We start from the raw sequence: 24,847 nt of genomic DNA, 5'->3' as shown, positions 1-24,847 counted from the left end.
CGGGTCACTCCCCTCTCGGCGCGGTGTCGAAGCGCGCGGGCATCGCGGTGATGGCGTTCATGAAGTTGGTCCGCATCCGGCGGACCGGTCCGGTCAGCCGCAGGCCGGCCAGGTGCGGGCGGACCGCGGTGAGGAAGGCCGCCATCTCCAGCCGGGCCAGGTGCGCGCCGAGGCAGAAGTGCGGTCCGATGCCGAACGCCAGATGCGGGTTCGGGTCACGGCCGAGGTCCAGCCGGTCCGGGTCGGTGAACGCCCCCGGGTCGCGGTTGGCCGAGCTGTAGTAGACGACGACCTTGTCGCCGGCGACGATCCGGGCGCCGTCGAGCACGGTGTCGCGGGTGGCGGTCCGCCGAAACTGCATGATCGGGGTGACCCAGCGCAGCAGCTCCTCCACCGCCGCCCCGGTCAGGTCCGGCTCGGCGATCAGGCGGTCGCGCTGCTCCGGGTGCTCCGCCAGGGCCTGCACGCCGCCGGAGATCAGGTGCCGGGTGGTCTCGTTACCGGCGATGACCAGCAGCAGCCAGAGCTGGCACAGCTGTGCGTCGGTCAGCCCCCGACCGTCGGACTCGGCGTGCACCAGCAGGCTCATCAGGTCATCGGTCGGGTGGGCCCGCCGCTGCTCGGCGAGCTGCCGGACGTAGGCGAAGGCGGCGGCGAAGGTGTCCCGGTAGCGCGGGACGCTGCCGCCGCCGTGCTCCGGGTCGTCGAAGCCGACCAGGTTGTTGCTCCACTCGAACAGCAGCTTACGGTCGGCGGCCGGCATGCCCAGCAGGTCGGTGAGGACCAGCAGCGGCAGCTCGGCCGCCAGGTCGGCCACCACGTCGACGTCCCCGGCGGCCACCGCCCGGGACACCACCTCCTCGGCGTGCCGGGTGACCAGCTCGCGCAGGCGCCCCACGGCGCGCGGGGTGAAGGCGCCGGCCACCAGCCGGCGTACCCAGGTGTGCTCGGGAGCGTCCATGTTGATCAGAAGTTGCCGGTTGCGCTCCAGGTCGGCAGGGGTGCGCGGGTCGGTGAGGAAGGCGCCGCCGGCGGCCGAGGAGAACAGCGCCGGGTCCCGCGAGACCGCCGACACGGCGGCGTACCGGGTGACCGCCCAGAAGCCCCGTCCCCGGGAGGTCGTCTCGCCGTCCTGGTCGGTGCGGGTCAGCGCGACCTCGTCGACCCAGGCGACGGGCGCATCCCGACGTCGTCGGGCGAACTCGGCGTGCGGCACCCCGGCGAGGTAGGTGCGCGGGTCGGCGAGCAGGTCCGGCGGGGCCGGCGCGTGCCGGTGCCGGTCGCGCAGCGCCGCGCGGGGCACCTTGCCGGTGGGCTCCCGGGGGATCCGGTCGACCAGCTCGTAGGAACGCGGCACCTTGAAGCCGGCCAACCCGGCCCGGCAGTGCGCGTCCAGGACCGCTTCGACACCCTCGGCCGGCCACCCGGGGTCGAGCTGCACCAGCGCCCGGACCTGTTCGCCGAACTCGGCGTCCGGCACGCCGACGACCACCCCGTCGGCCACCGCCGGATGGGTCAGCAGGACCGCCTCCACCTCCGCCGGATACACGTTGACCCCGCCGGTGACGATCAGTTCCGCCGAGCGCCCGGTCAGGTAGAGGTAGCCGTCGTCGTCGAGGTGGCCGAGGTCGCCGAGGGTGAACGTGTGCGGGGCGACGTGCGCCTGCTCGGTCTGCGCCGGGGCGTTGTGGTAGTGGAAACCACGGCCCGGGGGACGGCGGACGGCGACCCGGCCCTCGCGCCCGGCGGGGACCGGGCGGCCCGCGTCGTCGACCACCAGGACCTCGGTCGGCGGCGCCGGCCGACCCACCGTGCCGGGCCGGGCCAGCCAGGTGTGCGAGTCGGCGAGGGTGACGATGCCGGCCTCGGTGGCGGCGTAGTACTCGACGAACACCGGGCCCCACCAGTCGATCATCGCGCGCTTGGTCTCCGGTGGGCACGGGCCGCCGCCGTGCCAGATGCGAGCGAGGCCGGCGCCGGAGAACCCGGCCCGGGTGGCGTCGTCGACCCGCAGCAGGCGGATGAACTGCGTCGGCACCAGGTGACTGATGGTGATCTTCTCGTCGTCGATCACGCGCAGCACGTCGACCGGGTCGAACCGCCGACGCATCACCAGGGCGCAACCCCGCAGCAGCGGGAACTGGGCGAAGAACAGCTGGGCCGAGTGGTACCAGGGGCCCACCAGCAGGGCCCGTCCGCTGGTCGGGATGCCGAGCCCGGCGCCGAGCGCGGCCGTGGTGGCGGCCACCCGCCCGATCGGCGCGCCGACCGTGAGCAGCGGGTTGACCACGCCCTTGGGGCGGCCGCTGGTGCCCGAGGTGTAGAGCAGGACGCCGCCGGAGACCGTCGGGGCCGCGTCCCCGACGGGCAGCTCGGCGACCGGGGTGAAGCCGTCCCCGCCGTCCACGGTGACCAGGACGCCGGGCGCGTCCGGCACCCGGTCCACGGCGGACCGCACGGTCGGGGCGTACGCCGCCTCGGTGAGCACCGCGCGGGCACCGGAGTCGGCCAGGATGTGTGCGATCTCCGGCGCGGTCAGGTGCCAGTTGACCGGCACCGCGACCAGCCCGGTGTGCACGCAGGCGAGCAGCGCCTCGAAGGTCTCGTGCCGGTTGCCGAGCACGAACGCCACCCGGTCGCCGACGGTGAGGCCGGCGCCGCGCAGCACCCCGATCCACCTGTCGACCGCGCGGTCCAGCTCCGCCCACGTGCGGGTGCCGTCCTCGTCGACCAGCGCGGTGTCGCCACCGGCGTCGCGCACCATGTTCTCCAGCAGCTCGGCCATCCGGACCTCCTGTCTGTGCGTGTGGTTCAGGCCGTCAGGTCCGGGCTGACCGCCAGGACGTGCTCGGCCACCGGCCGGAAGTTGAGCCGGGCGATCCCGGGGGTGCCGATGTCCGCGCGCGCCGCCCGGGCCGCCTCGTCGGGGATCAGGACCAGCTCGCCCGCGGCCTGGGCGAGCAGCTGCACCTGGCAGCAGCGGTCCATGGCGAGGAACCACCAGGCCGCTTCGGCGACCGAGCCACCGACCGTGAGCAGGCCGTGGTTGCGCAGCACGACCGCCTTGCCGGCGCCCAGCGTCGCGGCGATCCGGTCGCCCTCCGCGCCGTCGAGCACCACCCCGCCGTACTCGTCGTGGACCTCGTGGTCCTCGAAGAACGCGCAGGCGTCCTGGGTGATCGGCGCGAGCGACCGGCCCAGCGCGGAGAACGCCCGGCCGTGGATCGAGTGGGTGTGCGCGGCGGCCGCCACGTCCGGCCGGGCCTTGTGGATCGCGGAGTGGATGGCGTACCCGGCGGGGTTGACCCGGCCCGTGCCGTCGACCACCTCGCCGGCGTGGTCGACCCGCAGCAGGTCGTCGTCGCGGACGTGGCCGAAGTGCCGGCCGAACGGGTTGATCCAGAAGGTGTCCGGCTCGATCGGGTCCCGGGCGGTCACGTGCCCGCCGGCGCCCTCGTCGAAGCCGGCCAGCGCGAACGCGCGCACGGTCAGCACCAGCTGCCGACGCCGGTGGGCCCGTTCCTGCTCGGGGGTGCGTCGCTCAGCCACAGCCGCCTCCGGTGTCGGTGTCGTAGCCGCCGGCGCCGGCCGGCACGGGCTCCGCCGGGCGGGCCGGGACGCCGGAACGGTCGGCGTAGGCGGCGAGGAAGTCGTCGACCCGGTCGTAACCCCAGAACCGGTGCGGGCCGATGCGCAGATAGGGGATGCCGAAGATGTCGTCGTCGTAGGCGCGCATCAGGCAGTCCACGCCGGCGGCCCGCACCCCGTCGTCGTCGACGGCGCCGAGCACCACCGCCGGGTCGACGCCGGCCCGCTCGGCGACCCCGGCGAGGACCTCGGGCGTGCAGACGTCCTCGCCGCGGTGCCAGCGCGCCGCGATCACCTCCCGGTAGAACGCCTCCCCCGCTCCCCGTTCCCGGGCCGCGAGGAAGCCCAGGTGCGGCAGCTCCCACCACGGGTCGACGTCGATCGGCCAGCGCATCGGCAGATCCAGCCGCCGGGCCAGGCGCTTGGCGTCCTGCAGCAGGTAGAGGTGCTTCGGCTTGCTCATCTGCACGTAGTGGAACGCGCCGCCGGCCGCGGTCAGCGCCGCCTCGGTCCGCGAGTCCGGGTCCCAGTAGGGGATGAACTCCAGCGCCTCCTGCGGGCGGTGCAGCGCCCGGGTCAGCCGCTCCACCGCCAGCCAGCTGTACGGGCTGCGGAAGGAGAAGTACAACCGGGGCGGCCGGGGCGCCATCACCGGCAACCCGCGGTCAGCGCGGCCACGGTCTCCGGGTCGAGGGTGGCCAGGCTACCCGCGTCCGGCCCCCGGCTGGCCGCGTAGCCGTGCAGGATGGTGGCGGAGGCCACCTGCGTCAACCGGCCGTCGCGCAGCACGTGACAGGTCATCCGGGCGTCGTAGGTGACGTCCTTGAGCACGTCGGTGACGGTGAAGGTGACCCACATCGGCTCCTCGACACGCGCGTCGCCGACCACCTCGACACGAGCCCGGGAGACCACCGGGATCCAGCCCCGCTCGCGCAGCATCCGCCCGACCGACAGGCCCCGGTCGGCGAGGTAGCGGTCCACCACCTCCTCCAGCAGCCGGACGTAGCCGGCGTGCTGCATGCGCTGTGAGTACTGGCAGTAGAAGTAGGGCACCCGCCAGGCCCACACGAAGCCCGCGCCGGCGGCGCGCAGGGTGGCGGCCGGGTCGGCGCCGGCGGCCGGGCCGGGCTCCCCGGCGCCCGGCTCCTCGAGCAGGCCGGCCAGGTCCGCCGGCAGCGGCGCCGAGGCCGGCGCGTCCGGCTCGCGGACCAGCGCGACCCGGACCCGGGCCCGGCAGGCGGTGACCGGCTCGGCCCCGGCCGCGCCGCCCACGCGGGTGACGCGCACCGCGAACCGGCCGGCCGCGCCCGGGGTGGCGGTCACGCTCACCTCGTCGTCGACCTCCAGGACGGCCGGCAGCAGCAGCGAGCACTCCCGCACCGACAGCCCCACGCCGTGCTCCAGGTAGAGCCGGCCCGGGCCGTGGTCGCGCTCGCGGAACCACTGCAGGACACCCTGCTCCACCAGGTACGCGAAGTGCTTGAACCCGATCCAGGTGCGGATGTTGGCGCCCTCGAACCCGGGCCGGGCGGGCAGGGTCACGGGCTCGTGCTGGACCGCCGTGGTCACGGCGTACCTCCTCGGATCGCGGGGTCGGGGCACACCTGCTCGGCGAAGACCGCGAGGTGCCGGGCCACCTCGGCCGTGCGGTCGAGGTGGCAGAAGTGGTGGAACTCCGGCTCGACGACGACCTCGGCGTCGGGCAGCCGGGCCCGCAGGGCGCTCGCGCGGGGGCCGTCGAGGCTGGGGTCCCGCCCGCCGGTGAGCACCTTGGTCGGCACGGTCACCGTGTGCAGCGGCAGGAGCGCCGTCGCGGTGAAGTGGTCGAACAGCGCGGTGAACCCGACCGGGCCGATCCGGTCCACCATGATGTCGCGCATCGACGCCAGCGTGGCCGCGTCCAGCGTGGCCAGCCGGGGGCCGAGCCGGTTGCGCAGTCCCTCGTCGATGATCCGGACGAAGTTGGCCTGGGCCCGCTCGTGCACCGCCCAGGTGATCGGCAGGTCCGGCGGGCAGTAGAAGGGTGCGATGAGCATCGCGCCGCGCGGCGTCACCGCCGTCTCGGTGGCCAGCATCTCCAGCACCGCGTTGGCGCCGAGCGAGTGGCCGACCACGATGTCGGGCGGCGCGGCCATGGCCTCGACCGTCGCGGCGAGCCAGGTTCCGGGGGTGCCCTGCCGCCGCCAGTGGTGGTCGGTGCCGGCCTTCCACGGCAGCTCGGCGGCGAGCAACCGCCAGGTGTCCGGCAGCCGCGCCGCGAGGTGCCGCCAACTCTGCCAGGAGTCGGACATGCCGTGCACCAGCAGCACCGTCGGCGCCCCGGAGTCGGGTCCCGCGACCGGGTGCACGGGCGCGGCGGGCACGGTCCGGGTCATCGCGGCACCGCCCGCACCGTCAGCTCGCGGACACCGTCGACCGGGTCGCCGCAGCGCACGGTGACGGCGGGCACGCCGGCGGCCAGCCGGACGGCGAGCGCGGTGTGCACGATCCCGGCGGCGCCGTAGTGGTCGCCGTCCAGCCGCGCCTCGTCGACCAGGGGGCCGGTGTCGGATGCGCCGTCGCGCACCGGCCCGAGCAGCGCCAGCGGCCGCTCCGGCGTCCCGGCGGGGTCGAGCGACGCCGGTGGCTCCCCCGGCGCGCCGCCCGGGTGGCGTGGCGCCACCGGCCGCTGCGGGATCGCGGCCGGGCCGAGCAGGAGGCAGGCGGCGCCGGCGCGCAACGGCCGGCCGGGCGTGGCGCCGCGCCGGGCGGCGTGCAGGGCCCGGGCCTGCGGGTCGTCCGGTTCGGTGCCGACCACCACCACCCGTTCGGCGCGGCCGGTGCGCAGCAGCAGGCCGGCGAGCCAGATCGCGTCCAGGCCCGAGGTGGCCCCGGAGCAGACGGTGAGGTTGGGTCCGCCGAACCGGAACCAGATCGCGATCGCCCCGGCCACGACGTTGCTGGACGCGTTCGGGGCCTCCAGCGGCCCGACCTCCCGCGGCCCGCCGTCGCGCAGCCGTCCGGCGATGTCGCCCACCGTGGCGACGTTGCCCAGGTTGGAGCTGACCACCACGGCGGTACCCGGGTCGGCCGGCCCGGTGCGCCGGGGCGCCTTCGGCGGCAGTCCCAGCGCCAGGTGCACGGCGCACAGCGCGAGCCGGGTCGCGGGCTCCTTGGCCAGCAGGCCCTTGCGGCCGAGCAGCTCGGCGGCCCGCTCCGCCGGCCAGCCCGGCGCCTCGGCGGCGATGCCGGGTTCCGCGCCGGCACGCGCGCCGAGGCCCGGTCCGGGCGCGTGCGGGCCGGTAGCGGCGAGTAAGCCGGGCACGTCGGTCCCCGGCAGGTTCAGCGCCGCGCCCAGCACCGCGGCCATCGGCGGGACGTCGTTCGTCGGCGGGGCCGGTGGACGCGCCGCACCCGTGTGGACGGTCGTCACGACGCCTCCAGGAGGGTGACCGCGTTGAGGCCGCCGAAGCCGAAGGCGTCGACCTGGGCGACGCGCGGCGCCGCCGTGACCGCGCGGTCACGGACGAGTCGCAGCCCCGCCGCCTCCGGCGTGGGCCGACTCAGCCCCACCATCGGCGGGACCCGCCCGGTGCGCAGCGCCTCGATCGCGACGGCGACGCCGAGCAGCGCCGACCCGCCCGAGGTGTGCCCCACCGCGCCCTTGAGCGCGGTCACCAGCGGTCCGGGCTGGCAGCCGGCGAAGACCTCGGCGATCACCCCGGCCTCGGTCTCGTCGTTGAGCGCGGTGCCGGTGCCGTGCGCCACCACCAGGTCGACCTGCCCGGGTCGGCGGCCGGCCCGGCGGTGGGCGTCGCGCACGGCGCGCAGGATGCCGTCGCGGTCGGGGGCCGTCTCGTGCCCGGCGTCGCAGGACAGCCCGGTGCCCAGCAGGCGGGCCAGGCCCGTGCCCGGCCGGTCCGCCTCGACGACCAGCACGACCGCGCCGTCGCCGAGCAGCACCCCGGTGCGATCGGCGTCGAACGGCCGCACCCGGCCGGTCGGTCGGGCGGCCACCCGACCGATCATGGCCAGCATCGACGCGCTGCTGCCGTCGGTGCCGCCGACCAGCACCGCGTCCGCCTCGCCGGTCTCCACCAGGTCCTGAGCCAGCGCGAGGGCGTGCCCGCCGGCGCTGCACGCGTTGGCGAGCGTGACCACCCGGCCCACGCCGGGCGCCGCGCCGGCGACTGCCGGGCCGAAGTGCAGCCGCTCGGCGGGAAAGTCGACCGCGCCGGCCAGCGCGGCGCGTTCCACCTCGGCGGACTCGCGCAGGCCGGTGCCGACCAGGCTGACCACCCGGCGGCGCCGCGGATCCACGCCGGCGGCGGCCAGCGCCTCGGTGACGCAGTCCGCGAGCCACCGGCCGGGGCCGAACGGCCGGTCGTCGGCGATCGGATAGCCGTGCCCCACAGCGACGCGTCGCGGGTCCACCCGCCGCAGCGGGGCGACGCCGCAGTCGCCGCGCAGCAGCGCGTCCCAGGTGGCCGACCCGTCGCCGAAGCAGGTGCGGACCGCGCTAGCGGTGATCGTCGCCGGCACCGGCCCACCCCCTCACCACGGCCGCGGCCACCCCGCCGTCGCGGGAACGGCCGGTCAGCAGCGCCGGGCGTCCGCTCGGCCCGGGCTCCTCGGCGTAGCGGGCCAGCAGCGCGCCGAAGGCCAGGGCGCCGGCGGCGGCCTGGCAGTCGCCGAGCGTCGGGCGCACCGACAGCCGCTCCACCGCGGCCGGCACCCCGCCCGCCAGGCCGTCGGGGTCGTCGCCGGCCAGCGCCCAGACGTCCGAGGCGCGGACGTCGGCCGCGGCCAGCGCCCGGCGGGCGCAGCCCGCCAGCCCGGCGGCGGTGTCGTCGGGCGCGAAGCCGGTGGCCACCGAGAGCACCTCGGCGCGGGCGCCTGCCGCCTCGGCGCGGCGCCGGCGCAGCAGGTAGACGGCGGACGCCTCGCCGGCCGGTCCGGCGTCGGTCAGTCGCGCCGCCCACGCCGTGTTCGGCGTGTACTCCTCCACGCCGCCCACCAGCAGCGCGTCCGCGTAGCCACGCCGGATGGCGTTGAGCGCGTAGCGCAGCGCGTAGAGGAAGGCCAGCGGGCCGCCGGCCACGGTGGCGTTGACGCCGCGCAGGCCGTACCGGATGGCCGCCTGGCCGGCGGCGCAGTTCATCACCGTGTTGGGAAACAGCACCGGGTTGACCAGGTAGGGCTTGTCCTGCACGAGCGTCTCACGGGAAAAGTCCATGGTGGACTTCAGGCTGCCGGTCGTGGTGCCCAGCACCACCCCGACGCGGTGCCGGTTGTCGTCGTCGAGGGTCAGCTCCCCGTCGGTGAGCGCGCGCCCGCAGGCCACCATCGCCAGCGCGGTGGCCCGGTCCAGGAAGCTGGTGCCCTTGCGGCCGAGCAGGCCGCGTACGTCGAACCCGGCGACCGCCGGCGCCTCGGCCTCCGGCAGCGGCTCGGGGAACCGGTCGCGCACGTCGGTGCGGATGGCCGCGCCGGCGCGGATCGCGGCGAGCACGTCGGTGACGGAGCCGCCGGCGGCGGACACGACGCCGCTGCCGGTCACCACGGCGCTCACCGGATCGCTCCGAAGATCGTGATGGCGTTGTTGCCGCCGAAGGCGAACCCGTTGTTCTGCGCCACCCGGACCGTCGCCGGCCGGGCGACGTTCGGCACCGGGTCGATCCACGGCAACTCTGGGTCCGGATTCGCCCAGTTGATCGTCGGCGGCAGGAACCCGTGCCGGATGGCCAGGGTGGTGGCGATCGCACCGAAGCCGCTGGCCGCGCCCATGGTGTGCCCGAGCATCGACTTGATCGAGCTGACCGGCGGCACCCGGTCGCCGAAGACGGCCCGGATCGCCCGCGCCTCGCACAGGTCGTTCGCCGGCGTCCCGGTGCCGTGGGTGCTCACGTAGTCGACGTCCACCGGTTTGATCCCGGCGTTGTCCAGGGCCAGCCGCATGCAGGCCGCGACGCTGTCCTCGTTCGGCGCGACCATGTGGTGGGCGTCGCAGTTCAGGCCGTGGCCGAGCACCTCGGCGTAGATCCGGGCGCCCCGGGCGCGGGCGTGCTCCAGCGTCTCCAGCACCAGCGCCGCGCCGCCCTCACCGGTGAGGATGCCGGAGCGGTCCCGGTCGAACGGGCGGCACTGCCGCTCGGTCAGCGCGCCCAGCCGGAAGAAGCCGGCGTGCGCCCACCGGCACACCGAGTCCGCCCCGCCGGCGACCATCACGTCCGCCTCGCCGGTGTGCAGCAGGTCGTAGGCGTAGCCGATGGCGTAGTTGCTGGCCGAGCAGGCGGTGGTGAGCGTGACCGACTCGCCGGCCAGGCCCAGCTCGGCGCTGACCGCGTAGGCCAGTCGCTCCGCGGGCGCCTGGCGCAGCGCGCCCGCCGACATGCTCGGGTAGCCGCCGGCGACGAGGTCCGCGACGAGCTGCTCCACCACGGTCGACTCGCCGCTGGTGGTGCCGATGACCGCACCCGCGCGCCCCGGGTCGGCCAGCGGCAGCGGCAGTCCCGCGTCGGTAGCGGCCAGCCGGGCGGCCGCCGCGGCCAGCAGCGCCGAACGGCCCCACTCCTCGACCCGCACCCGGCCCAGCACCTCCGCCGGCCGGAAGGCGGGCACCTCGCCCGCGTACCGGTGCGGGAAGCCGGACGCGTCGAAGCTGGTGATGGGCGCGGCGGCGGAGCGGCCCCGGCGCAGCCCGTCGGTGAACTCCTCGACGCCGATGCCGATGCCCGACACCGGGCCGAGGCCGGTGACGACTACCCGGTGCACGCCTCAGTCCTGCCAACCGGCGTACCGCGCCACCACCTCGTGCACGGCCTTGAGGCTGCGCATCTCGTTCAGCTCGGCCTGCGGGATCTCCACCTTGTACGTCTTCTCGATCCGGGCCAGGATCTCGATCGCCCGCAGCGAGTCCGCCTCGTACTCCTCGACGAAGTCGGCCGTGTCGGCGACCTCCTCCGGCTCCATCTCGAGCACCTCGGCGACGATCTCCCGCAGTTGCTCCAGGTGCTGGTCGCGTTCACTCATCGCGGTTCCTCCCTCTCATCTCGCGGCTCGACGATGGCGTCGGCCGTCCGGACGACGGCCATCATCGAGTCGAACTCGGCCACCCGTCGCTCCCCGACCCAACTGGACCCGGAGGCGAACGCGGCGCCGTCGACGACCTGCTCCAGCCGGACCCGGTGGCGGATCACGTCGCCCGGGTGCACCGGCCGCAGCAGGGCGACGTCGCGGGCCGCGGTGAACATCGGCAGCCCCGCCGTGCCGGGCCGTCGGGACAGCAGCCAGAGCACCGCCGCGCCCTGGCCGAACGACTCGATCAGCAGCGACGCCGGATAGGCGTACCGGTCGGCGGGCTGTCCCTCGCTGATCCCCCGGTAGCAGGGCTCGCAGCCGCTCACCGCCTTGACGCCGGTCAGGCTCTCGCCCGGCGTCACGTCCTCGACCCGGTCGAGCAGCAGCATCGGGTGACGGTGCGGCAGCAGGGCGCGCAGCGCGGCGTGCTCCAGCCTCATCGGTCGTCGTCCCCGTCGTCGAGCGGCCAGCGGAACGCCGCCCGCACGGTCGCGGCCCGCACCCCGTCGCCGCGTACGCAACGGGCGGTGACCTCGAAGGACTGGTCCTGGGCGACCGGGCCGACGGACGCCTCGACGGTGAGCGTGTCGCCGGCCAGCAGCGGGGCGAGGAACCGCGCCGAGCGCAGCCGGTGCATCTCCGGCGGCCGGCCGGCGCAGTGGCCGACCGCCGCGCTGACCGCCTGCCGCAGCGTCTCCAGGGTGAACACCCCCGGGTAGACGGTCAGCTCGGGGAAGTGCCCGGTCAGGTAGACGTCGTCCGGGTCGACGGTGGTGCCGGCGCGCAGGGTGATCCCGCCGCGCGGGCCGGCGGCGACCTCGACCCACGCGACGGCCGGCAGCGGCGCGGCCGCCTCGGCGTACGTCTGGGCGGGGGTGCGGTCCGGGGCGAAGGCGGGCGCGGCGGTGGTCACAGCACGATCCCCCCGTCGACCCGCACGACCTGACCGGTGAGGTACGCGGCCCGGTCGGAGAGCAGGAACTCGACCAGCTCGGCGACGTCCTCCGGGGTGCCGAAGCGGCCCATCGGGATCTGCGTGAGCGCCTGTTCGCGCAGCTTGCCGGCCAGCGCCGCGGTCATGTCGGTCTCGATGAAGCCGGGCGCCACCACGTTGACCCGGACGCCGTACCCGGCGACCTCCTTGGCCAGCGAACGGCTGAGCCCGATGATGCCGGCCTTGCTGGCGGCGTAGTTGGTCTGCCCGGTGTTGCCGGTGACCCCGGCGACCGAGGAGAGGTTGACCACCGCGCCCCGCCGGCGTTTGAGGAAGCGGAACGCCACCGTGCGGCAGACGTTCCAGGTGCCGGTCAGGTTCGTGTCGATGACGTCGTGCCAGTCGTCCGGGCCCATCAGCACCAGCGGCCGGTCCCGGGTGATGCCGGCGTTGTTGACCAGCGCGGTGAGCGGGCCGAGGCGCTTCTCGGCGGTGGCGACGAACTCGTCGACCGCCGCGCGGTCGGTGACGTCGCAGGGGGCGAACCAGCTCGGCACCCCGTACGCCTCGACCTCCGCCCGGGTCTTCTCCGCGGCCTCGCCGCCCGTGCCGAAGCACCCGGCGACCGCGTAGCCCTCGGCCGCCAGCCGCAGCGCGACCGCCCGCCCGATGCCGCGCGACGCGCCGGTCACCAGCGCGCAGCGCGACGTGTCACCCGCCGTGTCCATGCCACCTCCGGTCATCCGATCGCCCGTTCCGCCCGCAGCCGCGCCCGGGTGGCCGCGTCCACCGTCAGCTCGTCGAGGACCTGCTCGGTGTCGGCGCCCGGTTCGGGGGCGCCGGCGCGTACCGCCGTCGGCGTGCGGGAGAACTTGACCGCGGGCCCGGTCAGCGGCGCGGTGCTGCCGTTGGCGAGCACGGTCTGCTGCACCATGGCGCGGGCCCGCACGTGCGGGTCGGCCGCCGCGTCGGCGAAGGTGCGGACCCGTTCGGCGGTGATCCCGGCGTCGTCGAGCGCGGCGACCACGTCGGCGCAGCTCCGCCCGGCGCACCAGCCGGCGAGCAGGGCGTTGACCTCGGCGCGGTTGTCCCGGCGTTCCTCGTTGGTGGCGTAGCCGGGCGCCCGGGCCAGCTCCGGCCGGCCGATCACCTCGGCGAGGCGCCGCCAGGAGCGGTCCAGCGCGACGGCGACGTAGACGTGCCCGTCGGCGCAGCGGAAGCAGCCGGCCGGCACCACGAAGTCGGCCTGGTCGCCCCAGCGGCGCAGCGGCACCCCGGTCGCGCCGAGGGTCAGGTAGCCGTTGCTGGAGAACAGCAGCGCGTCCAGCATGCTCACGTCGACGTGCTGGCCCTCGCCGGTGCGGTCGCGGTGGCGCAGGGCGGCCAGCGCGCCGATCACCGCGTGCAGGCCGGCGATGTCGTCGGCGAGGAACGTGGGCGCCTTGAGCGGGGCGCCGTCGGGTTCGCCGTTGAGCGACATCCAGCCGGCGGCCGCCTGGGTGGTCGGGTCGTAGCCGGGGCGTCCGGCGTCCGGACCGTACTGCCCGTAGCCGGAGATGGAGACCAGCACGACGTCCGGCCGCACCTCGCGGCAGGCCCGGTAGCCGACCCCCCAGGCGTCCAGGGTGCCGGGCTTGTAGTTCTCCACCACGATGTCGGCGGTGGCGACGAGCCGCAGGAACACCTCGGCCGCGCCGGGGCGCCGCAGGTCCAGCCCGATGCTGCGCTTGTTGCGGTGCGCGCTCTGCCGGAACCAGGACAGGCCGGTGCCGGGGATGTGCGGCGGCATCAGCCCTTCCCGGTTGCCGGGCATCTCGACCCGCAGCACGTCGGCGCCGAGGTCGGCCAGGACGCAGCTGGCGACCGGGCCGGACCAGACCTTCGTCACGTCGAGCACGCGCACGCCGTGCAGCGGCCCGGGCAGGTCGGTGCGGGCGTCGGCGTAGAACGCGGCCGCGTCGCTGGTGGCGGTCAGGTCGGTGTCCATGGCCGCCTACTCCCGTACCAGCAGCGAGGCGGTGCCGAGCGAGCCGCCGCAGCACATGGTGACCAGGGCGCTGTGCCGGTCGCGGCGTTCCAGCTCGTGCAGCGCGGTGACCAGCAGCCGGGTGCCGCTGCTGCCCAGCGGGTGCCCGAGCGAGATCGCGCCGCCGTTGACGTTGACCCGGTCCAGGTCGGCGTCGTGGTGCGCGGCCCAGGACAGCACCACCGACGCGAACGCCTCGTTCACCTCGACCAGGTCGATGTCGGCCAGGCTCATCCCGGCTCGTTTGAGCAGCTTGCGGGTGGCGACGACGGGTCCGTCGAGCAGGTAGTAGGGGTCCGCGCCGGTGACCACCTGGTGCGCCAGCCGGGCCCGGGGCCGCAGCCCGAGCACGGTGGCCCGCTCCCGCGACATCCACAGGATCGCCGCCGCGCCGTCGGAGATCTGCGAGATGGTCGCGGCGGTGTGCCGGCCGTCGGGGACCACCGGTCGCAGCGCGGCCAGGCCCTCGGCGGTGCTGTCGCGGATGCCCTCGTCGGTGCTGACGAGCGTGCCGTCGGGCAGCGGCACCGGGCTGGTCTCCCGGTCGAAGCGGCCCTCGTCGCGGGCCCGGGCGGCGAGGCGCTGCGAGCGCAGGCCGTAGGCGTCCAGGTCGGCGCGGGTCAGCCCCTGCCGGGCGGCGATGCGTTCGGCGCCGCCGAACTGCGCGCGCGGCGGATCGTCGTACGGGTAGTCGGGCGTCTTGTAGTGGCCGGGCCCCTGGTAGAGGTTGGTGCCGACCGGGACCCGGCTCATCGACTCCACGCCGCAGGCGATGCCGACGTCGATCGCGCCGGCCGTGACCAGCGCGGCGATGAGGTGGTTGGCCTGCTGGGCCGAGCCGCACGAGGTGTCCACGGTGCTCGCCGCCACCTCGTGGTCGAGGCCGCTGTTGAGCCACGCGTTGCGGGTGACGTTCAGGCTCTGCTCACCGACCTGGGTGACGCAGCCGCCGATGATCTGGTCGACGTCGCCCGGCTCCACCCCGGCCCGGCGCAGCACCTCGACCTGCACGTGCCGCAGCAGCTCCACGGCCTTCAGGCCGGACAACGCCCCGTCGCGTCTGCCGATCGGGGTGCGGACCGCCTCGACGATCACCGCCTCCGGCATCGGTCCCCCCTTCTCGGCTGTCGGCGTGTGGTGGTGTGGCTGCTCAGGCGGGCACGAGCCGCACCCGCAGCTCCTCCAGCCCGCGGAACGTGCTGCTGTGCCGCCACTCCAGGTCGATCTCGTCGATGTCCGGGTCGGCCAGTTCGACCACCGCGAACCGGTCGACCAGGCGGCGGAACGCGATCTGGCCCTCGGCGCGGGCGAGCTGGGCGCCGAGGCAGTGGTGCGGGCCCCAGGCGAACGACAGCGGCGTCTCCGGCGGTTCGGCGCCGGCGAAACGGGCGATGTCGAGGGTGTCCGGGTCGGCGTAGCGGGCCGGGTCCCGGTTCGCCGCGCCGATCAGCGTGATCACGTGTTCGCCGGCGTGCAGCGCAGTGCCGTCGAGGAACGTGGTGTCCTCGACCGCGGCCCGGCCCAGCACGTGCACCGGGGAGTCGTAGCGGAGCAGCTCCTCGATCGCCGAGCGGGTCAGGTCCGGCTCGGCGCGCAGGCGGTCGAGCTGGTCGGGGTTGCGGCACAGGGCGTGGGTGCCGAGGCCGATCAGGTCGGTCATGGTCTGGAACCCGGCGCCGAAGAGCAGCACGATGACCTGGATCAGCTCGTCCAGGCCGAGCCGGTCGCCGTCGATCTCGACCTGTCCCAGCGCGGAGGCGAGGTCGTCGCGGGGGTTCTCGCGGCGCTTGCGGACCAGGTCGGTGAAGTATTCCTCCATCTCACCGAGCGCCTGGTCGGAGGCCTTGAGCACCTCCTCGGGAGCGAAGATCTCCAGCCCGGCGGAGGCGGCGCGGGTGAGCCGGCGCAGCAGCGGCCAGTCCTCCGGCGGCACGCCGACCAGCTCGCCGATCACCATCACCGGCAGCGGGAAGCCGAACGAGCCGACGATGTCGACCTCGCCGCCGGCCGGGCCGACCTGCCGGGCGACGTCGTCGAGCAGCCCGTCGACGAAGCCGGCGAGGCGGGGGCGCAGCGTCTCCACCCGCCGGGGGGTGAACACCCGGCTGACCAGCCCGCGCAGCCGGGTGTGTTCCGGCCCGTCGAGGAAGAGCAGCGTGCGGGCGCCCTGCCGGCCACGGGAGTCGCCCATCCGGGGGCGTTGCGCCGACTTGTCCAGCGCCGGGTTGCGCAGTTGGGCGCGGCATTCGTCGTAGCCGGTGAGCACCCAGCCGACTCCCTGGCCGGGCTGCTCCATCCGGTACTTCGACGCCGCGGCACGCAGCGCGTGGTAGTGCGGGTAGGGGCTGCTGACGGTGGCCGGGGCCTTCATCAGCAACTCCATCGCGATGATCCGGGGATCAGCGCTCGCCACGGTCTCGGTCATGACACCGAAGCCTAATCGCGTTTCCCGTATCTCGGAAGCACTTGTTTCTCGTATCTTTGGTTGCGCATACTGGCGGGCATGACGACGGCCCGTACCCGCATGCCGCCGAGATTCGACGCGCGCGACCCAGCCGTGGTCGCCGACCCCTACCCCACCTACGCCGCCCTGCGCGCGGCCGGGCCACTGTGCCGGATGGGGCCGGGAAGCTGGGGCGTCACCCGCTACGCCGATGTCGCCCGGTTGGTCCGCGACCCCCGCCTGGGCAGCGAGTTCCCGGCCGACTACCACCGGATGTCGGCCGGCGACGGCCCCGCCGGGTCGTTCTTCGGCAGCATCATCCTCTACCGCGACCCGCCCGAGCACGGCCGGCTGCGCCGGCTCATGGCCCGGGCGTTCAGCCCCGCCCTGGTGCGCCGGCTGCGCCCCCGGATCGCCGCGATGGTGACCGAGCTGCTCGACCCGGCGGAGCGCGCCGGCCGGTTCGACGCGGTCTCGGATCTCGCCTTTCCGCTGCCGGTGATGGTGGTCTGCGCGCTGATGGGCATCCCGCCCGCCGACCACGAGAGGATCCGGCCGCACGCGCTCGATCTCAGCAAGGCGTTCGCCGCGATCGTGCCCGAGTCCGACCGGCCGGCCGCCGACCGGGCCGTGGAATGGCTGCGTGGCTACCTCGGCGAGATCCTCGACCGGCGCCGCGCCGAACCCGGCGACGACCTGCTGTCCCGGATGCTCGCGGCCACCGACGACGACGGCGCGGTGCTCGCCGCCGACGAGATCGTGGACAACGCGGTGTTCGCGTTCTTCGCCGGCTTCGAGACCACCACCAACCTCATCGCCACCGGGGTCGCCGCGCTGCTGGAGCACCCCGACCAGCAGCGCCTGCTGCGGGCCGACCCGACGCTGGTCCCCCGGGCCGTGGAGGAGTTCCTCCGCTACGACGGACCCATCCAGGGCGTCGCCCGCCTGGCCCGCGAGGACGTCGTGATCGGTGACCGGACCATCCGGGCCGGACGGGTGCTCATCCTGCTGCTGGGCAGCGCCAACCGCGACCCCGAGCAGTTCGCCGACCCGGACCGGCTGGACGTCACCCGCGAGGACAACCCGCACCTGTCCTTCGGCGGCGGCATCCACCACTGCCTCGGCGGCTACCTGGCCCGCGTCGAGGCGCAGGTGACGTTCGAGACGCTGCTGCGCCGGTTCCCCACGCTCACCGCCGCCGGCCCGGCGCGCCGGCAGACCGACGGGACGCTGCGCTCGTACGCGAGCGTGCCCGTGGCGGTCGGACCGTGACGCCCGCCGGCCGGCTCCTGCCGGCGCGGATGGACCCGCTCTCCCCGGAGGTCGTCGCCGACCCCTACCCCACGTACGCGCGGGTGCGCGCCGCCGGACCGCTGTGCCGCTTCGGGCCGGCGAGCTGGGGCGTGACCCGCCACCGCGACGTGGCCGCCCTGCTGCGCGACCGCCGGTTGAGCAACACCTTCCCGGAGGAGGACCCGCAGTTCCGGATGGCCCCGGACCTGTCCCGCGACGTGTTCCGGCGGATCATCCCGACCCGCGACCCGGACGACCACAGCCGGCTGCACCAGCAGATGGTGCGCGCGTTCAGCCCCGGCGTCGCCCGGCGCAGCGCGCCGCGCATCGGCGCGATGGTGGACGAGCTGCTGGCGCCCGGATGCGACACCGGACGCCTCGACGCGGTGGCCGACCTGGCGTTCCCGGTGGCCGCGAGCGTGGTCTGCGAGCTGATCGGGCTGCCGGTCGCGCGTACCCGGGCGGAGGTGTGGCCGCGCGCCGCCGCGCTCGGCCGGGCGTTCACCCCGTTCCTGCCCGCCGCCGACCGGCCGGCCGCCGACGCCGCGCTGAGCTGGCTGCGCGGCTACGTCCGCGACCTGCTCGCCGAGCGGCGCGCCGACTCCGAGGGCGACCTGCTCGACCGGATGCTCGCCGTGGCCGACCCGGCCGAGGGCGTCGAGGAGGTCGTCGACAACATCGTCTTCCTCTGCTTCACCGGCTACGAGACCACCATGAACATGGTGTGCACCGGCACCGTGGCGCTGGCCCGGCAGCCGGACGAGTGGCGGCGGCTGCGCGCCGACCCGTCACTTGCCGGCACCGCCGCCGAGGAGTTCGTCCGGTTCGACGCGCCGATCCAGTACACCGCCCGGCTGGCCCTGGAGCCGATCCCGGTCGGCGACCGGGTGATCCGCCCCGGCCGCTCGGTGTTCCTGCTGCTCGGCTGCGCCAACCACGACGAGGAGGTGTTCGCCGACCCGGGCCGGGTCGACATCGGTCGGCGGCCCAACCCGCACGTCGGGTTCGGCGGCGGCGTCCGGGGCTGTCTCGGCGCGGCGCTGGCCCGCATCGAAGGAGCGGTGATCTTCGACCGGCTCGCCCGGCGGCTCGCCGGCCTGGAGCTGGCCGCGACGCCGGAGCGGGAGCCCAGCGCCCTGTTCCGGTCGTACGCGTCGATCCCGCTCGCCGTCATCCCGGCCTGAGCCGGCAGCGCGAGGAGTCGCCGCATGTCCCTGATCGGCCGTCCGGTCCGGCGCACCGAGGACCGTGTCCTGCTCACCACCGGCGGGACGTACGTCGACGACGCCGTCGCGCCCGGTGCCCTGGAACTGGTCTTCGTCCGGTCCGCGGCGGCGCACGGCCGGCTGCGCGGCGTCGACACCGAGGCCGCCCTCCGGGCGCCGGGCGTGGTCGCCGTGTTCACCGCCGCCGACGTCGACCTGCCGCCGCTGCCGCCCGAGGCCGGCGTGCTCAACCAGAAGATGACCACGCCGCTGCTCGCCGAGGGCGTGGTCCGGTTCGTCGGCGAGCCGGTCGCCGCGGTGGTGGCCACCGGCCGGGCCGAGGCGGTCGACGCCGCCGCGCTGGTCGAGGTCGCCGTCGAGGCGTTGCCGCCGCTGGTCGACCCGGACGAGGCGCTCACCGACGCGCTGGTGCTGCACCCGGAGGCCGGTACCAACCTGGTGCTCAAGCTCGGTTTCCGCCGCCCGGCCGGCCGGGCCGAACTGCACGAGGGCGCCGAGGTGGTGATCCGGCAACGGATGACCAACCAGCGGGTCGCGCCGTGTCCGCTGGAGGCGCGGGCCGGGCAGGCCGAGTGGGGCCCGGACGGGCTGCGCTACCGGGCCGGCAGCCAGGCGGTGCACCTGTGGCGGGCGCAGCTGGCGGCGGCGCTGGGCGAGCCGGAGGACCGGGTGCGGGTGGTCAACGGCGACGTCGGCGGCGCGTTCGGCTCCAAGGCGTTCGCCAGCCGCGAAGACGTGCTGCTCGCCTGGGCGGCCCGGCGGCTGGACCGGCCGGTGCGCTGGGCGGAGACCCGCAGCGAGAGCATGGTCGCCGCCGGGCACGGCCGGGCGCAGCGGCAGAGCGCCGAGCTGGGCGGCACCCGCGACGGGCGGATCGTGTCGTACGCGCTGGACGTGGTGCAGGACGCCGGCGCGTACCCGCGCATCGGGTCGATCCTGCCGTTCTGGACCCGGACCATGCTGACCGGCCCGTACCGGATCGGCCGGGCCCGGTTCTCCTCGGCCAGCGTCACCACGACCACCACGCCGGTGGTCTCCTACCGGGGCGCCGGGCAGCCGGAGGCGGTGGCCGCGCTGGAGCGCATGATCGACAGGTACGCCGCCGAGATCGGGCTGGACCCGGCCGAGGTGCGCCGGCGCAACCTGCTGCCGCCGGAGAGCTTCCCGGTCACCACCGTCACCCGCGCCCGCTACGACAACGGCGACTACCTGGCCGCGCTGAACCGGGTGCTCGCCGAGGCCGACTACCCGGCGCTGCGCGCCGAGCAGTCGGCCCGCCGGGCCCGCGGCGACGTGTGCCAGCTCGGCGTCGGACTGTCCACGTTCGTGGAACTCACCGGCGCGGACACCCGCAGCGAGTACGCCTCGGCCCGGGTCGGGAAGGACGGCCGGGTGACGGTCCGCTCCGGCACCTGCCCGCACGGCCAGGGCCACGGCACCGCCTGGGCGATGCTCGCCGCGGACGTGCTCGGCGTGCCGGTGGAGCGGGTCGACGTGGTGTTCTCCGACACCGGTGCGGTCCCGGCCGGCGGCGGCACCGGCGGCTCCCGGTCGTTGCAGACCGGCGGGATGGCGGTCCGCGAGGCGGCGCTGGCACTGGTGGAGCGGGGCCGGGACGCGGCCGCCGCCCACTTCGGCGCGCCCGGCGAGGCGATCGAGTTCGTCGAGGGCCGGTTCCGGTGCGCGTCCGGGGGTGACGTCGGCTGGGCCGACCTGGCCGCCGGCGACGCCCTGTCCGCCGAGGCGACGTTCCAGCCGTCGGCGGCCACCTGCCCGTACGGGGCGCACCTGGCGGTGGTCGAGGTGGACGTGGAGACCGGCCGGGTGACCCTGCTGCGGGTGGTGGCGGTCGACGACGCGGGTGTCCTGCTCAACCCGCTGCTGGCCGAGGGCCAGGTGCACGGCGGGCTGGCGCAGGGCGCCGGGCAGGCGCTGGTGGAGGAGGTCCGGTTCGCCCCGGACGGCACGCCGCTGCACGGCGACCTGCACCGCTACGCGGTGGTCGGCGCGGCGGAGCTGCCCTCGTTCGACACGGTGGCGATGCAGACCCCCACCCCGGTGAACCCGCTCGGCGTCAAGGGCCTGGGTGAGTCGGGCGCGGTGGGGCTGCCGCCGGCGGTGCAGAACGCGGTGGTCGACGCCGTCCGCCACCTGGGCGTGCGGCACGTCGACATGCCGCTGACCGCGGAGCGGGTCTGGTCGGCGATCCGGGCCGCCGCCGAGTCCTGAGCCACGGGCGTCCCGACACGCGCACCGCGTCGCCACGACCGGGGAGCCCGGCCGTGGCGACGCGGTCGGGCTCAGTCGTCGACGACGGAGAGGGCCTGCTTCGGGCACCGGCGCGCCGCCTCGCGCACCCGCCTGCCCAGGGCGCCCTCCAGCGGCTGCTCGGTGACGTGCAGCAGGTCGTCCTCACCGACGTCGAACACCTCGGGAGCCTGCCCCACGCACACGGCGTTGCTCTCGCAGCGGGAGTAGTCCACGACCAGTCGCATCGCTCACGCCTCCGTCTTCGGCACGATTTCGAGGATGGGGAACATCATGGTGGGCAGGCTGCGGGCCAGCTTCAGGTCCGCGACGTCCAGCAGCCGTTCGATGTGCTCGCGGGACCGGGCGCCGCCGCCGACCATGGCCAGCAGCAGCAGGTCGTAGAGGCGACCGACATCGAACCGGTCGCCGGCCTCGACCACCGGCTCCAGCACCAGCAGCCGGCTGTCCGGCCGCATCGCCGCCCGCACCGCGCGCAGCAGCCGGACCGCGTCGTCGTCGTCCCAGCCGTAGAGGATGCGCTTGAGCATGTAGGCGTCCGCGCCGGCCGGGACCGTCTCGAAGAAGCTACCGCCGGTCACCGTGCAGCGCTGGGCCACGTCGAGCTTCTGCAGCACCGGCTCGGCCTCGGCGACCACGTGCGGCAGGTCGAACAGGGTGCCGCGCAGGTTCGGGAACCGGGCCATGATGCCGCCGAGGAAGGCGCCGTTGCCGCCGCCCACGTCGACCATCGTGGACAACTCACCCCACGGGTACGCCGGCAGCGCGGCGCGCAGCTCCAGCCGGGTGGCGGCCTGCTGGGAGGCGTCGAAGCGGGCGCTGTCGCGCGGGTGCGCGGCCATGTAGGACCAGTAGCCCTCCGGGTGCACCTGGTCGAAGGCGGCCTGGCCGGTGCGGATGCTGTGGTCGAAGTGCGCCCACGCCTCGATGTCCGGTTCCAGCAGCGGATAGGCGTCGCGCAGGGACAGCGGGTGGTCGGTGCGCAGCGGCTCGGCGAGTGGGGTGAGGCCGAACACCTCGGGTTCGACCTCGGTGAAGATGCCCTTGCCGGCCAGCGCGCGCAGGGCCCGCAGCAGCGACGGCGCGTGCGCGCCGGTGGCCTCGGCGAGCTGGTCGACCGGCCGGGGACCGTCGACGAGGTGGTCGGCGACGCCGAGGTCGGCGACGGCGCGCACGGTGAACGGCACGATGTAGTCGGCCAGTTCGGTCAGTCGGAACACCGACTGGATGTCGATCCGGGGTCGGCTCGGGGCCATCGAGAACCTCCTAGGGGGTGGTCGGCCGCGCCCCGGCGGGACCGGCGGCGATCACGGTGAGCGTGGGGGTGCCGACGACGCGGTCGCGGCACAGGCCGGCGTCGGAGAGCAGGCCGACCAGCTCCGCCTGGGTGCGGTGCCGGCCGGCGGTGAGGACCAGGGTGTGCACGTCGACGAGCTTCGCCACGTCGAACGCGTCGCCGGTCGGGATGATCGCCTCCAGCAGCAGCAGCCGGCTCTCCGGCCGCATCGCCTCGGCGACACGGCGCAGGATCGCGGTGGCCTGGGCGTCGTCCCAGCCGGGCAGGATCGTCTTGAGCACGTAGAGGTCGGCGCCGGTCGGGACCCTGTCGAAGAAGCTTCCGGGCACGATCCGGCAGCGGTCGGCCACCGCCGCGCGCCCGAGCAGCGCGGGTGCGGCGGCCACCACGTGCGGCAGGTCGAGCAGGACGCCGCGTAGGTGCCGGTAGCGGGTCAGCAGCCCGGCGAGGAACGCGCCGTCACCGCCGCCGACGTCGACCACCTCGCGCGCCCGGCCCCACGGCCAGGCCGGCAGCACGGTGCGCAGGTGCAGCCGGGTCAGGCTGGACATCCACCGGTCCACGGCCAGGCTGTCGGCGGGGTGTCGCTCCAGGTGCGACCAGTAGTCGGCGTCGTGCACGCGCGGGAACGCGGCCTCGCCGGTGCGCAGGCAGCGTGCCAACCCGGCCCAGGCGCGCACGTCGGCGGCGAGCAGCGGGTAGGCGTCGCGCAGCGACAGCGGGTGGTCGGCGCGCAGCGGTTCGGCGAGCGGGGTGAGCGCGAACACCTCCGGCTCGACCTCGGTGAAGATGCCCCGACCGGCCAGCGCGCGCAGGGCCCGCAGCAGCGACGGCGCGTGCGCGCCGGTGGCCTCGGCCAGCTCGGTCACCGGGCGGGGGCCGTCGGCGAGCTGGTCGGCGACGCCGAGGTCGGCCACGACGCGCACGGTGAACGGCACGATGTAGTCGGCCAGTTCGGTGAGCCGGGTGAGGGCCCCGAGATCGGCGCGGGGCCGGGCCAGCACCATCAACCGCCTCCCCTATCGCGTGTCTTGTATCTCGTGTATGTGCACACTAGCTTGTGTGGGGATCGCTGTCACCGTCGTCCCGGGAGGCTTCGATGCTCGACGGTTGTGTGGGCTGGCCCGAGCACCTCGCCACGCGCTACCGCGCCGAGGGCTACTGGCGCGGCGAGGTGCTCGGCGACCTGGGCCGGGAGTTGGCCCGCACCGATCCGCGGCGGACCGCGCTGGTCGCCGGCGAGCAGCGGATCGGCTACGGCGAGCTGGACCGCCGCGCCGACCGGCTCGCCGCCGGCCTGCGCGAGCGCGGCATCGGCCGGTACGACCGGGTCGTCGTCCAACTGCCGAACTCGGTGGAGTTCGTGGTGGTGTGCCTGGCGCTGTTCCGCCTCGGCGCGCTGCCGGTGCTGGCGCTGCCCGCGCACCGGCGCGCCGAGATCGGCCACCTGTGCGCGCACACCGAGGCGGTCGCCTACCTGACCGTCGACCAGAGCCAGGGCTTCGACCTGCGCAAGCTCGCCGCCGAGGTGCGCGCCGAGACGCCGTCGCTGCGGGAGGTGTTCGTCGTCGGCGACCCCGGCGAGTTCACCGCCCTGGCGCAGGTCGACGCCGACCCGGTGCCGCTACCCCGTCCGGATCCGGCCGACGTGGCGTTCTTCCTGCTCTCCGGCGGTTCGACCGGCGTACCGAAGCTGATCCCGCGCACCCACGACGACTACGCGTACCAGTTGCGGGCGACCGCGGCGGCGATGGGCTTCGGCGCCGACGGCGTCTACCTGGCGGCGCTGCCGGCCGCGCACAACGCGGCGCTCGGCTGCCCGGGCGTGCTCGGCGCGTTGCGTGCCGGCGGCACCGCGGTGCTCGCCGGCAGCCCCAGCCCCGACGAGGCGTTCCGGCTGATCACCCGCGAGAAGGTCACGCTGACCACGCTGATGCCGGCGTTCCTGCCGCTGTGGACCGACCTCGCGCCGCTGCTGGGCGCGGACCTGTCCGGAATGGTGGTCGAGGTCGGCGGCGCCAACCTCAGCCCGGAGGTGGCCGCCCGCGCGGTGGCCGAGCTGGGCATCCGGCTGACCCACTTCTTCGGGATGGCCGAAGGGCCGATCGCCTGCACCCGACCCGACGACCCGCCGGAGCGGGCCGCGCACACCCAGGGCCGGCCGCTGTCGGCCGCCGACGAGTTCCGGGTGGTCGACGACAGCGGCGCGCCGGTGGCCGCCGGCGAGGTGGGCGAGCTGGTCGTCGGCGGACCCACCACGCTGCGCGGCTACTACCGGGCCGCCGACTACAACGCCCACGCGTTCACCCCGGACGGGTTGCTGCGCACCGGCGACCTGGTCCGGTGGACCCCGGCCGGCGAGCTGGTCGTGGTCGGCCGGATCAAGGAGGTGGTGAACCGGGGCGGCGAGAAGGTCCCGGCCGGCGAGGTGGAGGAGCACCTGCTCGCCCACCCGGGCGTGCGCGAGGTGGCGGTGCTCGCGGTGCCCGACCGGGTGCTCGGCGAGAAGACCTGCGCGGTGGTGGTGCCGCACGGGCAGGCGCCCACGCTCACCGAGCTGCGCGAGTTCCTCACCGGACGCGGGCTGGCCGGCTTCAAGCTGCCCGACCGGCTCCAGGTGCGCGCGGCGCTGCCGTACACCGGGGTGGGCAAGGTGGACAAGCGGGCGCTGGGCGCCGAGCTGACGCCGTGAGACGGGCGGGGCCGCCGGACG

23 protein-coding genes are annotated in these 24,847 nt (G+C 75.4%); 4 read left to right on the top strand and 19 right to left on the bottom strand.

Translation table 11 applies throughout. From position 1 onward, the window contains the following. Positions 1–4: 4 nt before the first annotated feature. From O7618_RS09885 to O7618_RS09810, 16 genes are read right to left on the bottom strand one after another with little or no spacing between them, the layout of a single operon-like run. Positions 5–2,785, bottom strand: coding sequence for a cytochrome P450 (locus O7618_RS09885; RefSeq protein WP_278105727.1), 2,781 nt, complete (start codon positions 2,783–2,785; stop codon positions 5–7). Positions 2,786–2,811: 26 nt separating this feature from the next. Further along, a complete protein-coding gene (locus O7618_RS09880; RefSeq protein WP_278105726.1) occupies positions 2,812–3,549 on the bottom strand; it encodes a class II aldolase/adducin family protein in 738 nt (245 codons plus the stop codon). Continuing rightward, positions 3,542–4,237, bottom strand: a complete 696-nt coding sequence (locus O7618_RS09875; protein ID WP_278105725.1) for a DsbA family protein — start codon at positions 4,235–4,237, stop codon at positions 3,542–3,544. Before O7618_RS09875 ends, O7618_RS09880 begins: the two co-directional genes overlap by 8 nt. Next, positions 4,237–5,157, bottom strand: a complete 921-nt coding sequence (locus O7618_RS09870; RefSeq protein WP_278105724.1) for a thioesterase family protein — start codon at positions 5,155–5,157, stop codon at positions 4,237–4,239. Before O7618_RS09870 ends, O7618_RS09875 begins: the two co-directional genes overlap by 1 nt. Beyond that, on the bottom strand, positions 5,154–5,963 hold the full coding sequence (locus O7618_RS09865; RefSeq protein ID WP_278105723.1) for an alpha/beta hydrolase: 810 nt from the start codon (positions 5,961–5,963) through the stop codon (positions 5,154–5,156). The genes O7618_RS09870 and O7618_RS09865 overlap by 4 nt, the downstream gene beginning before the upstream one ends. After that, complete coding sequence (locus O7618_RS09860) at positions 5,960–7,000, bottom strand: beta-ketoacyl synthase N-terminal-like domain-containing protein (RefSeq protein ID WP_278105722.1); 1,041 nt, start codon at positions 6,998–7,000, stop codon at positions 5,960–5,962. The genes O7618_RS09865 and O7618_RS09860 overlap by 4 nt, the downstream gene beginning before the upstream one ends. Then, positions 6,997–8,109: a beta-ketoacyl synthase N-terminal-like domain-containing protein gene (locus O7618_RS09855; protein ID WP_278105721.1), complete on the bottom strand. Its 1,113-nt coding sequence runs from the start codon at positions 8,107–8,109 to the stop codon at positions 6,997–6,999. The genes O7618_RS09860 and O7618_RS09855 overlap by 4 nt, the downstream gene beginning before the upstream one ends. Next, positions 8,087–9,139 (bottom strand): beta-ketoacyl synthase N-terminal-like domain-containing protein, encoded by a 1,053-nt coding sequence (locus O7618_RS09850; protein WP_278105720.1) that lies wholly within the window; start codon positions 9,137–9,139, stop codon positions 8,087–8,089. Before O7618_RS09850 ends, O7618_RS09855 begins: the two co-directional genes overlap by 23 nt. Continuing rightward, the gene (locus tag O7618_RS09845; protein ID WP_278105719.1) at positions 9,136–10,341 is read right to left on the bottom strand and encodes a beta-ketoacyl-[acyl-carrier-protein] synthase family protein; all 1,206 of its coding nucleotides are present in this window, start codon (positions 10,339–10,341) and stop codon (positions 9,136–9,138) included. Before O7618_RS09845 ends, O7618_RS09850 begins: the two co-directional genes overlap by 4 nt. Before the next feature lie 3 nt (positions 10,342–10,344). Then, a complete protein-coding gene (locus tag O7618_RS09840; RefSeq protein WP_278105718.1) occupies positions 10,345–10,599 on the bottom strand; it encodes an acyl carrier protein in 255 nt (84 codons plus the stop codon). Continuing rightward, positions 10,596–11,087 carry a beta-hydroxyacyl-ACP dehydratase gene (locus O7618_RS09835; RefSeq protein WP_278105716.1) on the bottom strand — a complete coding sequence of 164 codons (492 nt, stop codon included), beginning with the start codon at positions 11,085–11,087 and terminating at the stop codon, positions 10,596–10,598. The genes O7618_RS09840 and O7618_RS09835 overlap by 4 nt, the downstream gene beginning before the upstream one ends. Further along, on the bottom strand, positions 11,084–11,560 hold the full coding sequence (locus tag O7618_RS09830; RefSeq protein ID WP_278105715.1) for a hypothetical protein: 477 nt from the start codon (positions 11,558–11,560) through the stop codon (positions 11,084–11,086). Before O7618_RS09830 ends, O7618_RS09835 begins: the two co-directional genes overlap by 4 nt. Further along, positions 11,557–12,309: a 3-oxoacyl-[acyl-carrier-protein] reductase gene (fabG, locus tag O7618_RS09825; protein WP_278105714.1), complete on the bottom strand. Its 753-nt coding sequence runs from the start codon at positions 12,307–12,309 to the stop codon at positions 11,557–11,559. The genes O7618_RS09830 and fabG overlap by 4 nt, the downstream gene beginning before the upstream one ends. A gap of 11 nt (positions 12,310–12,320) precedes the next feature. Continuing rightward, positions 12,321–13,568 carry a CoA transferase gene (locus tag O7618_RS09820; protein ID WP_278105713.1) on the bottom strand — a complete coding sequence of 416 codons (1,248 nt, stop codon included), beginning with the start codon at positions 13,566–13,568 and terminating at the stop codon, positions 12,321–12,323. A gap of 6 nt (positions 13,569–13,574) precedes the next feature. Next, on the bottom strand, positions 13,575–14,714 hold the full coding sequence (locus O7618_RS09815; protein WP_278105712.1) for a steroid 3-ketoacyl-CoA thiolase: 1,140 nt from the start codon (positions 14,712–14,714) through the stop codon (positions 13,575–13,577). Positions 14,715–14,757: 43 nt separating this feature from the next. Further along, positions 14,758–16,032 carry a cytochrome P450 gene (locus tag O7618_RS09810; RefSeq protein WP_278105711.1) on the bottom strand — a complete coding sequence of 425 codons (1,275 nt, stop codon included), beginning with the start codon at positions 16,030–16,032 and terminating at the stop codon, positions 14,758–14,760. Between the two features lie 78 nt (positions 16,033–16,110). On the opposite strand from O7618_RS09810, the gene O7618_RS09805 reads away from it, so the two are divergent. Genes O7618_RS09805 through O7618_RS09795 form a run of 3 tightly spaced genes read left to right on the top strand, consistent with a single transcriptional unit; the run spans position 16,111 to position 20,798 of the window. Beyond that, on the top strand, positions 16,111–17,322 hold the full coding sequence (locus O7618_RS09805) for a cytochrome P450 (RefSeq protein WP_278105710.1): 1,212 nt from the start codon (positions 16,111–16,113) through the stop codon (positions 17,320–17,322). Next, positions 17,319–18,527, top strand: a complete 1,209-nt coding sequence (locus O7618_RS09800) for a cytochrome P450 (RefSeq protein WP_278105709.1) — start codon at positions 17,319–17,321, stop codon at positions 18,525–18,527. The genes O7618_RS09805 and O7618_RS09800 overlap by 4 nt, the downstream gene beginning before the upstream one ends. A gap of 24 nt (positions 18,528–18,551) precedes the next feature. Beyond that, positions 18,552–20,798, top strand: a complete 2,247-nt coding sequence (locus O7618_RS09795; protein WP_278105708.1) for a xanthine dehydrogenase family protein molybdopterin-binding subunit — start codon at positions 18,552–18,554, stop codon at positions 20,796–20,798. 71 nt (positions 20,799–20,869) lie between these two features. Here the strand turns inward: O7618_RS09795 and O7618_RS09790 are convergent, their stop codons facing one another. From O7618_RS09790 to O7618_RS09780, 3 genes are read right to left on the bottom strand one after another with little or no spacing between them, the layout of a single operon-like run. Further along, positions 20,870–21,064 carry a ferredoxin gene (locus O7618_RS09790; protein ID WP_278105707.1) on the bottom strand — a complete coding sequence of 65 codons (195 nt, stop codon included), beginning with the start codon at positions 21,062–21,064 and terminating at the stop codon, positions 20,870–20,872. A 3-nt stretch (positions 21,065–21,067) separates the two neighbouring features. Beyond that, a complete protein-coding gene (locus tag O7618_RS09785; RefSeq protein WP_278105706.1) occupies positions 21,068–22,093 on the bottom strand; it encodes a methyltransferase in 1,026 nt (341 codons plus the stop codon). Between the two features lie 10 nt (positions 22,094–22,103). Next, positions 22,104–23,141: a methyltransferase gene (locus O7618_RS09780; RefSeq protein WP_278105705.1), complete on the bottom strand. Its 1,038-nt coding sequence runs from the start codon at positions 23,139–23,141 to the stop codon at positions 22,104–22,106. A gap of 92 nt (positions 23,142–23,233) precedes the next feature. On the opposite strand from O7618_RS09780, the gene O7618_RS09775 reads away from it, so the two are divergent. Further along, the gene (locus tag O7618_RS09775; RefSeq protein ID WP_278105704.1) at positions 23,234–24,826 is read left to right on the top strand and encodes an AMP-binding protein; all 1,593 of its coding nucleotides are present in this window, start codon (positions 23,234–23,236) and stop codon (positions 24,824–24,826) included. Positions 24,827–24,847 lie beyond the last annotated feature (21 nt).

Source organism: Micromonospora sp. WMMD980, assembly GCF_029626035.1.
Classification (GTDB): Bacteria; Actinomycetota; Actinomycetes; order Mycobacteriales; family Micromonosporaceae; genus Micromonospora.
This window is presented reverse-complemented; position numbering and strand designations above follow the sequence as displayed.

Coding starts and splice junctions, on each gene's coding strand:
- O7618_RS09815 (WP_278105712.1), bottom strand. CDS start 14,714: ATGCCGGAGGCGGTGATCGTCGAGGCGGTCCGCACCCCGATCGGCAGA.
- O7618_RS09795 (WP_278105708.1), top strand. CDS start 18,552: ATGTCCCTGATCGGCCGTCCGGTCCGGCGCACCGAGGACCGTGTCCTG.
- O7618_RS09790 (WP_278105707.1), bottom strand. CDS start 21,064: ATGCGACTGGTCGTGGACTACTCCCGCTGCGAGAGCAACGCCGTGTGC.
- O7618_RS09775 (WP_278105704.1), top strand. CDS start 23,234: ATGCTCGACGGTTGTGTGGGCTGGCCCGAGCACCTCGCCACGCGCTAC.
- O7618_RS09810 (WP_278105711.1), bottom strand. CDS start 16,032: ATGACCGAGACCGTGGCGAGCGCTGATCCCCGGATCATCGCGATGGAG.
- O7618_RS09875 (WP_278105725.1), bottom strand. CDS start 4,237: ATGGCGCCCCGGCCGCCCCGGTTGTACTTCTCCTTCCGCAGCCCGTAC.
- O7618_RS09820 (WP_278105713.1), bottom strand. CDS start 13,568: ATGGACACCGACCTGACCGCCACCAGCGACGCGGCCGCGTTCTACGCC.
- O7618_RS09885 (WP_278105727.1), bottom strand. CDS start 2,785: ATGGCCGAGCTGCTGGAGAACATGGTGCGCGACGCCGGTGGCGACACC.
- O7618_RS09785 (WP_278105706.1), bottom strand. CDS start 22,093: ATGGCCCCGAGCCGACCCCGGATCGACATCCAGTCGGTGTTCCGACTG.
- O7618_RS09865 (WP_278105723.1), bottom strand. CDS start 5,963: ATGACCCGGACCGTGCCCGCCGCGCCCGTGCACCCGGTCGCGGGACCC.
- O7618_RS09780 (WP_278105705.1), bottom strand. CDS start 23,141: ATGGTGCTGGCCCGGCCCCGCGCCGATCTCGGGGCCCTCACCCGGCTC.
- fabG (WP_278105714.1), bottom strand. CDS start 12,309: ATGGACACGGCGGGTGACACGTCGCGCTGCGCGCTGGTGACCGGCGCG.
- O7618_RS09805 (WP_278105710.1), top strand. CDS start 16,111: ATGACGACGGCCCGTACCCGCATGCCGCCGAGATTCGACGCGCGCGAC.
- O7618_RS09840 (WP_278105718.1), bottom strand. CDS start 10,599: ATGAGTGAACGCGACCAGCACCTGGAGCAACTGCGGGAGATCGTCGCC.
- O7618_RS09835 (WP_278105716.1), bottom strand. CDS start 11,087: ATGAGGCTGGAGCACGCCGCGCTGCGCGCCCTGCTGCCGCACCGTCAC.